This window comes from Parafrankia sp. Ea1.12, assembly GCF_900465275.1.
GTDB classification, from domain to species: domain Bacteria; phylum Actinomycetota; class Actinomycetes; order Frankiales; family Frankiaceae; genus Parafrankia; species Parafrankia soli.
This window is the reverse complement of record NZ_UBIZ01000663.1, coordinates 1-7772: the sequence shown is the minus strand read 5'-3', so window position 1 is coordinate 7772 and position 7772 is coordinate 1. Positions and strand designations below refer to the sequence as shown.

Annotated in this window: 8 protein-coding genes; 5 read left to right on the top strand and 3 right to left on the bottom strand. The window is 71.6% G+C overall.

The annotated features are described in order from the left end of the window. The first annotated feature begins 486 nt into the window (after positions 1-486). Complete coding sequence (locus FMEAI12_RS34695) at positions 487-687, top strand: DUF3073 family protein (RefSeq protein ID WP_112109278.1); 201 nt, start codon at positions 487-489, stop codon at positions 685-687. A 456-nt stretch (positions 688-1143) separates the two neighbouring features. On the opposite strand, the gene FMEAI12_RS34680 is transcribed toward FMEAI12_RS34695, so the two are convergent. Then, complete coding sequence (locus FMEAI12_RS34680; protein WP_112109277.1) at positions 1144-1542, bottom strand: metalloregulator ArsR/SmtB family transcription factor; 399 nt, start codon at positions 1540-1542, stop codon at positions 1144-1146. Between the two features lie 95 nt (positions 1543-1637). Between FMEAI12_RS34680 and FMEAI12_RS34675 the strand changes: the two genes are divergently transcribed. From FMEAI12_RS34675 to FMEAI12_RS34660, 4 genes are read left to right on the top strand one after another with little or no spacing between them, the layout of a single operon-like run. After that, positions 1638-2144, top strand: a complete 507-nt coding sequence (locus FMEAI12_RS34675; RefSeq protein WP_112109276.1) for an ArsI/CadI family heavy metal resistance metalloenzyme — start codon at positions 1638-1640, stop codon at positions 2142-2144. An 8-nt stretch (positions 2145-2152) separates the two neighbouring features. Continuing rightward, on the top strand, positions 2153-2938 hold the full coding sequence (locus FMEAI12_RS34670; RefSeq protein WP_235015058.1) for an MIP/aquaporin family protein: 786 nt from the start codon (positions 2153-2155) through the stop codon (positions 2936-2938). Further along, a complete protein-coding gene (locus FMEAI12_RS39055) occupies positions 2935-3621 on the top strand; it encodes an arsenate reductase ArsC (RefSeq protein ID WP_112109275.1) in 687 nt (228 codons plus the stop codon). The genes FMEAI12_RS34670 and FMEAI12_RS39055 overlap by 4 nt, the downstream gene beginning before the upstream one ends. Positions 3622-3681: 60 nt before the next feature. Further along, the gene (locus FMEAI12_RS34660) at positions 3682-4092 is read left to right on the top strand and encodes an arsenate reductase ArsC (RefSeq protein ID WP_112109274.1); all 411 of its coding nucleotides are present in this window, start codon (positions 3682-3684) and stop codon (positions 4090-4092) included. A gap of 31 nt (positions 4093-4123) precedes the next feature. On the opposite strand, the gene FMEAI12_RS37480 is transcribed toward FMEAI12_RS34660, so the two are convergent. Beyond that, positions 4124-4549, bottom strand: a complete 426-nt coding sequence (locus FMEAI12_RS37480; RefSeq protein ID WP_198541182.1) for a hypothetical protein — start codon at positions 4547-4549, stop codon at positions 4124-4126. A gap of 101 nt (positions 4550-4650) precedes the next feature. Beyond that, positions 4651-7772: HAD-IC family P-type ATPase (locus FMEAI12_RS34650; RefSeq protein ID WP_112109273.1), on the bottom strand; the 3122-nt coding region annotated here is incomplete at its 5' end.

The window sequence follows — 7772 nt, the reverse complement described above, 5'->3', positions numbered from 1 at the left end:
GGTCGGGCGCGTGCGTCGATGTGCGAGGTCGGCATGTCCGCCGCTGCCGGGCGGGCGGGCCGAGTGGGGGACATGGGGTCATGTCGACCTTGTGTCAATGCCGGCCGGCCTATCCGAACCTCCCGCCAAGCACGCTGCCTCCTGCGAAGGACGCGCAGGTATCGCGGTATCAACGCCACCGCCAAGCCTCCCCGGCGACGTCCAAGTCAAGAGTGACAGAAGGTCGACAACCTCGCCACGCTGGCAGCTCGGCTTCCCCACCATCGACGCCACGACGGTCAAGTCGCGACCGGATCCAGCAGATCGCGTCGAGGACCCTGGCGAAACGGCGTCACCCCTCACACTCACACAGAATCCAGAACTACCTCGGGTAATGAAGCCGATACCGAAGAATGTGGCGGAGTCGTGCCGCCTCGTGTTCTCAGAAGGCATCACACACAACGAGCACCGCAGCGGGGGTGCGCAATGGCCGGAAGGGGTCGTTCCATGGGACGCGGTCGAGCGAAAGCCAAACACACGAAAGTCGCCCGCAAACTCAAATACACCTCCCTCAACCTGGATCTCGACCGACTCCAGTCAGACCTCGGCGACGCCCCCACCCGGGACCGCGACGACCGCGACGAACTCCCGCCCCCAGACCCGCAGGACCCCGACCCGGCGGACGGGAACTGGAGGCCGACCGGCTGAGCCCAACCGACGCTCCTCGGGATCCCTGAGAAGGTTCCGTGCCCGCTGGGCGACCCACGCCGCGGTTGGGTGTCTCGTGACTCCGAGGACATGGGCACGGCGGGTGGCGTGTTCGACGACGAAGAACACGTAGATCCGTCGGTTCCGGCGTCGGCCGGTGAACCTGCCGCCGCAACACCGCTACCCGAGTCGCAGGACGAGGAGCTCTACCTCCTTCGTGGTGTCCCCACGAACCCGGAGCAACTCAGTCCGAGAGCGTTGCGTGTCAGGGCGTAGAGCAGGGACCACACCATGATCATCCAGACTTTCTGACGCAGGTCCCGTCCGGCAGGCAAATGCGCAGGGCACCGCCCAGATCGGGGTTCTGGAGCCCCACGAGACCAGCAGGGGAATAGCTGCCCACGGTGAGTGTTCGCCGTGGCGCCGCGCCGTTCGGTGGGGATGTTCTGTTCTCTGCTATTGGGGTGGGCTGAACACGGTGGCGAGGGCGGCGAGTGCTTCGGGTACGGCGCGGTAGTAGGCCCAGACGCCGCGTTTGTCGCGGGTGATCAGGCCGGCGTCGACGAGGACTTTGAGGTGGTGGCTGATGGTGGGTTGGGTGAGGCCGAGGGGTTCGGTGAGTTCGCAGACGCAGGCTTCGCCGCCGTCCCGTGCGTAGATCATCGACAGAAGTCGTAGCCGGGCGGGGACGGCGATGGCCTTGAGGACGGCGACCAGCCTGTCGGCTTCCTCGGCGGACAGCGGTGCGCGGGCCAGCGGGGTGCAGCAGGCGGCGATCGTCTCCGCGAGGCTGGACGAGTGGTCGCCCGTGGTCTCGGTGACGGGGAGGGCCGCCGGTGGGGAGGTGGTCGCCATGCCTCCAGCATGCCTCAGCTATTGACAGCCGTCTATGTGCACGTCCATCCTCGGCTCGACAGGCATAGACCGATGTCGATGTGAGGGTGGTTGTGATGGCCAGGGTGCAGTTGGCGTTGAACGTGTCCGATGTGGACGCGGCGGTGGAGTTCTACTCGAAGCTGTTCGGGGTGGAGCCGGCGAAGCGCCGGCCGGGGTACGCGAACTTCGCCGTGGACGTGCCGCCGTTGAAGCTGGTGCTGATCGAGAACCCGGACGCTCGTGGCACTGGGGTGGCGGGGGCGCTGAACCATCTAGGGGTGGAGATCGAGACGTCGGAGGAGGTGTCCGCCGCCGCGACCCGGCTGCAGGACTCCGGGCTGGTGACGGCGGTGGAGGAGAACACCGCCTGCTGCTATGCGTTGCAGGACAAGGTGTGGGTCGATGACCCGGACGGCGCGCCGTGGGAGATCTACACGGTGCTCGCCGACATCGCCGAGAACAGCGGCACGCAGCTGCGCACCGTCGAGCCGGGCGACGGCCCCGGGTCGGCGTGTGATTGCGGGCCGGTGTGCGCTCCCACGGTGACGATCGAACCGGCACCCGCCGGCGTTACCCGCTGACACCGGACGTGACGGACAACGGGGAGAGTCAGCCGCCGCTGGTGCGGCGGCTGGCCGCCGAAACGGTGGGCAGCATGCTGCTCGCCGCGCTGGTCATCGGGTCGGGGATCGCCGCGCAGCAGCTCAGCCCCGATCAGATCGGTCTGCAACTGGTCGAGAACGCCGCGGCGACCGCCGCCGGCCTGTACGCGATCATCCTGATGGTCGGGCCGGTGTCCGGAGCGCACTTCAATCCCGTGGTCACGGCGGTCGATGCCGCGTTCGGGGGGTTGTCGTGGCGGGATGCCGCCGCCTACCTGCCCGCCCAGATCGCCGGCTGTATCGCGGGAGCGGTGCTGGCGAACCTGATGTTCGACCGGCCAGCGGTGTCGATCTCCACGCATCACCGGGCATCGGGGTCACACCTGCTGGCCGAGGTCGTCGCGACCGCCGGCCTCATCCTCCTGATCTTCGCGCTGGTGCGTTCCGAGCGGGGTGAACGGGCCCCGGCCGCGGTCGGCGCCTACATCGGTGCGGCGTACTGGTTCACCAGCTCCACCAGTTTCGCGAACCCGGCGATCAGCGTCGGGCGGATGTTCTCCGACACCTTCGCGGGGATCGCCCCCGCCTCCGTACCGGCGTTCATCGCCGTCCAGGCGGTCGGAGGGCTGGTCGGGTACGGGCTGGTGCGGCTGTTCTACCCCCCGACCCCGACCACCCCGGCGCAGGCCGCCCAGGTCCTGCTCCCGCACACCGACACCGCCGCCGCGGCGAACGGTGCCTCCCAGCCACGTCTTCCTGGAGGTGTCTCATGACCGATTTCGACAGCTCTACCGGCGTCGGCGGCTTACCGGGCCTGGACCCGGTGACCGCACGGGCGCTGTCCGCGAGTGCGGCCCGGCTCGCCTACGACTACGACACCACCTTCCCGGCGAGCGAGGTCGAGGAGGTGCTCCTCGACTCCTACCGCCAGCTCGCCCGCACTGCCCGGGTCACCCTGTTCCTCCCGACACTGGCGGAACGACTGACCCGGGAACGCCTCGAAGCCCTCGGCGCCACCCGCGGACTGATCGCCAAGCGGGTCCCCGAAGTGCTGTTCGTCTGCGTCCGCAACGCCGGCCGCTCACAGATGGCCGCCGCGCTGACCCGTCACTACGCCGGGTCCGCGTTGCACATCCGTACCGGCGGCTCCGACCCCGGCGAGCACATCCATCCCGAGGTCATCGCGGCGATGAAGGACATCGGTCTGAGCCTGGACGAGGAGTTCCCCAAGCCGCTGACCGACGACATCCTCGCCGCCGCCGACGTCGTCATCACCATGGGCTGTGGGGACCGCTGCCCCTATGTCCCCGGCAAACGCTACGAGGACTGGCCCATCGACGACCCTGACAGCGCACCGGCCGATCAGGTCGCCGCCGTTCGCGACGACATCGACCACCGGGTCCGCGGGCTGATCGCCAGCATGCTCCCCGACCTAACCCTGCCCGCCCCCCGCTGACCCTCACGCCGCGGCCCGACCCGGCCGCGCAGGCTCACCTGGTAGCGAAAGGACCTGTCCGTGTCCGAGAAGCCCTCGGTGCTGTTCGTCTGTGTGCACAATGCCGGCCGTTCCCAGATGGCCGCCGGCTGGCTCACCCACCTCGCCGCCGGGAAGATCGAGGTCCGTTCCGCCGGCTCCATGCCCGCCGAGCAGATCAACCCGACCGCCGTCGCCGCGATGAGCGAGGTCGGTATCGACATCACCGCCGAAACCCCGAAGATCCTCACCGTCGAGGCCGTCCAAGCCTCCGACGTGGTCATCACCATGGGCTGCGGCGACGCGTGCCCCATCTTCCCCGGCAAACGCTACGAGGACTGGAAACTCGACGACCCCGCCGGGCAGGGCATCGACGCGGTCCGCCCGATCCGCGACGACATCCGTGCCCGCATCGAGAAGCTGATCGGCGAACTCCTGCCCGCCGGTACCTGACGCCGAGTGCCCGGTCAGCCCGGCGACCGCGTCAGGACGACACGGTCGCCGGCTCGCGCTGACCGTGGCGCGCCTGCTCGGCCCGGAGTTGGTCGCCCCGGGGGGTGCCGGTGTGCTGGGCGACATAGGTACCGGCCGCGATCGCGGCGACGACCGGCCATTCGATCACTTCGGTGACGGCCAGCAGCCCCAGCCCCGCGTAGTAGGCGGTCTTCCCCGGTGATGGCAGTGTCATCGGGCCCAGGTGCATCGGTTCCCCCGACGGGTGGGGGATCTCGAACCGCGCATTGAGGAACGGCAGCCGCAGCATCGCCGAGTGGGTCTCGTGCCGCTCCTTCGCGTCCGCCCCCATCTGCTCGACCGGTGACTGTGCGGCCCGCTGGCCGTCCTGGTCCTGCGTCCGCCTGCCGCTCGCCGTCCGCCTGCCGCTCGTGCGGGCCCGCGACGGACTACTCATCCCGCTCATCATGGTTCCTCCTCACCTCGGACGACGGCAATAGCATCCCCCGGGTGGGAGCTCGGCAAAATCGACCGCTCCCCTCGATGTCCCGCTCGGCGTCATCCTGCTCCGCGACCGGCCGGTGCCGGGACGGGGCCGGCCGCACTTGTCCGGACCGCCGCCCGGGGAACGCGGGCGAGGCCGTGGAGGATCTGGGTCAAGTCGGCGCGAGCCGGGACGGGCCGTTCGGTACGCCGCTGTAGCAGGCGTTCGGTACGCCGCTGCAGCAGGAACGAGAGCAGCGTCGCGGCAGCGGACGCGGCGACGGCGATCGTCCATCCGGCCGCGCCGAGTGGGGTGCAGCCGAAGAAGTGGCTCAACCCGGGCACCTGCACGACGGCGGCCAGGACGACCGCCGAGACCAGGCTGCTGAGGATCACCATGCGACTGCGCCCGCCAACGAGCAGGGTCTGGCCGAGCTGGGAGCCGACGAGCGCCGCGAGCCCGACCGTGTCGGCGCGCCGGCGCCGCCCGGTGAGGCGGGCGGCGATCCAGGCACCCGCGGCGGCCAGGGTCGTCGCGGTCGCTCTCACCGCGATCTCTGCGTTGAGGGGACTGCCCAGGGACCGTTCGGGCCCCTCGCCCAGGAGCCGGCCGCTCGCCTCCGGATCCGGTGGGCGCAGCGCCACCGCCAGTCCGGGGGCGAGGTCGGTGAGCAGATTGACGAGCAGCAACTGCCGGGCGGACAGCGGTGAGCGTCCCGTGGCCAGCGAGCCGAGAAGGGTGAAGGCGATCTCGCCGAGGTTGCCGCCGACGAAGATGCCCAGCGCCTTGCGGACCGAGGCCCACATCGACCGGCCCTCGACGAGCACGGCGAGGATGGCGTCCAGCCGGTTCTCCGTGATGATCACGTCGGCCGCGGCCCGTGCCGCCGGGGTCCCCCGTTTACCCAGCGCGATGCCCACGTCCGCGAGCCGGATGGCGGGCGCGTCGTTGTCACCGTCACCTGTCATCGCGACGGTCCTGCCCAGCCGCTGGAAGGCCTCGATCACCCGGACCTTGTGCGCCGGTGTGCCGCGGGCGACGACGGCCACCCGCGGCAGCATGGCGTCGAGTTCCGCGTCGGCCATGGCATCGAGTTCCGCGCCGGTCACCACCTGCGCATCGCCGTCAAGCACCCCGAGCTCCGCGGCGATCGTCCGCGCGGTGCTCGGATGGTCGCCGGTGATCATTATGATCTGCACGCCCGCGGCGCGCAGCTGGTCGAGGGACGGGGTCGCGGTGTCCCGGACCGGGTCGGACAGCGCCAGGAACCCGAGGAACGCAAGGCCCGCGACGTCGTCGTCGGCCAGCTGCCGGCGCGCCGCGGGGCCCGCGGCCGCCACGCGGCGCTCGGCGACGGCAAGCACCCGGTAGCCCGCGGCGGCGAGGCGGTGGTGTTCCCGAGCCAGACGTGCCTGGCCACGGACGTCGAGCGGCTGGGTGCGGCGGCCGGTCCGGCGGTGGGTGCAGCGGGGCAGCACCACCTCGGGCGCTCCCTTGACGCTGAGCAACGTGGCGGCGCCAAGCTGGCCCAGGCAGGCGTGGTAGCTGCGGCTCGGGTCGAACGGCAGGGCGGTCAACGGCGACCATTCCCGCCCGTCGGGTGCCCGGCCCACACCCGCGGCGGCGGCGCCCTTCACGACCGCCCGGTCGGTCGGGTGCGGCAGCTTGCGATGCTGGTCGTCCGGGGTGGCGCGCAGGCCGACGGCCACCACCTGACGCCCGGTCCCGTCGAGGTCCGCCAGCGGACGGGAACGGGAGCCGTCCGACACCGCGGTCAGCCGGATCTTCCCCTTGGTGAGGGTCCCGGTCTTGTCGAAGCACAGCACGTCCACCCGGCCGAGCGTCTCGATGGTGCGCGGGTTGCGTACGAGCGCGCCCCGCCCGGCCAACCGTCGGGCGGAGGAGAGCTGGGCGGCCGTGGCGAGGAAGGGCAGCCCCTCGGGGACCGCCGCGACGGCCAGCGCCACTCCGGCACTCAGCGTGTTCCGGATCGGGAGGCCACGTACCAGCCCGGACAGCAGCAACGTCCCGGCCGCGCCGAGTGCGACCGGGACGGTGAGGTCCGTGATCGCCGCGAGCCGGGCCTGCACACCCACCGGTCTCGCCGGCTCGGCGGCCGCGGCCAGGCCCCGCCCCGCCTCGGTGGCGGTGCCGGTAGCCACCACCAGGGCGGTGGCGCGCCCGGCGGCCACGGTCGTGCCCTGGAAGACCATGCAGGTCCGCTCCGCCAGGTCCCGGGCGGCGACCGGCTTCGGCGACTTCGTCACCGGGAGCGATTCGCCGGTCAGCGACGACTCGTCCACCTCGAGTGCCTCGGTGGACAGCAGGCGGCAGTCGGCGGGGACGACGTCGCCCGGCCCCAGCGTGAGCACATCCCCGGCCACCAGATCGTCCGCGGTCAGCTCCACGTCCGCACCGTCCCGCCGCACCAGAGCTGGGATGGCCGAGACGGCGAAGAGACGAGCCAGCGCCCGGTCGGCGCGCAGCCGCTGCACCGCCCCGATGAGCGCGGAGCCGACCGCGACGCTGACGACGAGCCCGGAGTCGAGGACCGATCCGGTGGAGGCGGACAGCGCGGCGCCGCCGAGCAGGACCGGGGTGAGCGGGTTTGCCAGTTCCGCGGTGAACGCCCGGGCCAGACCGGGGGCGTTCACGGACACGGACGTCTCGCCGACCTGCCGCTGGGCGACCTGGCCGGTGGAGAGTCCTCGCCGGGTGCTGCCGAGCCGGTCCAGGCATGCCCCGGGCGGCAGCACATGCCATGGGATATGCGGGATCGTCGGAGGCGCCGGCCGGCGGCCCAGCTCACGCGCCGCCCAGGCGCCTTCCCCCAGAGCGGCCGCGGCCGCAACCGTCACCATGAGCTGAGCGCGGGCCGCCAGCGCCTCGCCGGCCCCGGTCAGCGCGACCAGGGCGGCGGTCCCCGTGCCCAGCTCCGCCAGGCGCACCGCGTGCCGGCTGACCCGGGACGCCACACCGGCAGCCTCGACCACGAGCCCCGCGGCGAGGAGGTCGTTGCCGACCAGAACATGAGCCCCCCACGCCGGCGATCCGTCCGGCCCGGCTACGCCCACCCCGCAGTCCGCGCAGCCGACCGCTGCCCGCTGCCGGGACACGACGAGTACACCGCCGCGCTCCGCCTGCAAACCACGGACGGTCGCCACCAGCCGGGTGCCCCCCGGGGCATGCCGGAACC

Bases quoted from the DNA above. Each gene is read 5' to 3' on its own strand.
- FMEAI12_RS34695 (WP_112109278.1), top strand. From the start codon at position 487: ATGGGACGCGGTCGAGCGAAAGCCAAACACACGAAAGTCGCCCGCAAA.
- FMEAI12_RS39055 (WP_112109275.1), top strand. From the start codon at position 2,935: ATGACCGATTTCGACAGCTCTACCGGCGTCGGCGGCTTACCGGGCCTG.
- FMEAI12_RS34680 (WP_112109277.1), bottom strand. From the start codon at position 1,542: ATGGCGACCACCTCCCCACCGGCGGCCCTCCCCGTCACCGAGACCACG.
- FMEAI12_RS34675 (WP_112109276.1), top strand. From the start codon at position 1,638: ATGGCCAGGGTGCAGTTGGCGTTGAACGTGTCCGATGTGGACGCGGCG.
- FMEAI12_RS37480 (WP_198541182.1), bottom strand. From the start codon at position 4,549: ATGAGTAGTCCGTCGCGGGCCCGCACGAGCGGCAGGCGGACGGCGAGC.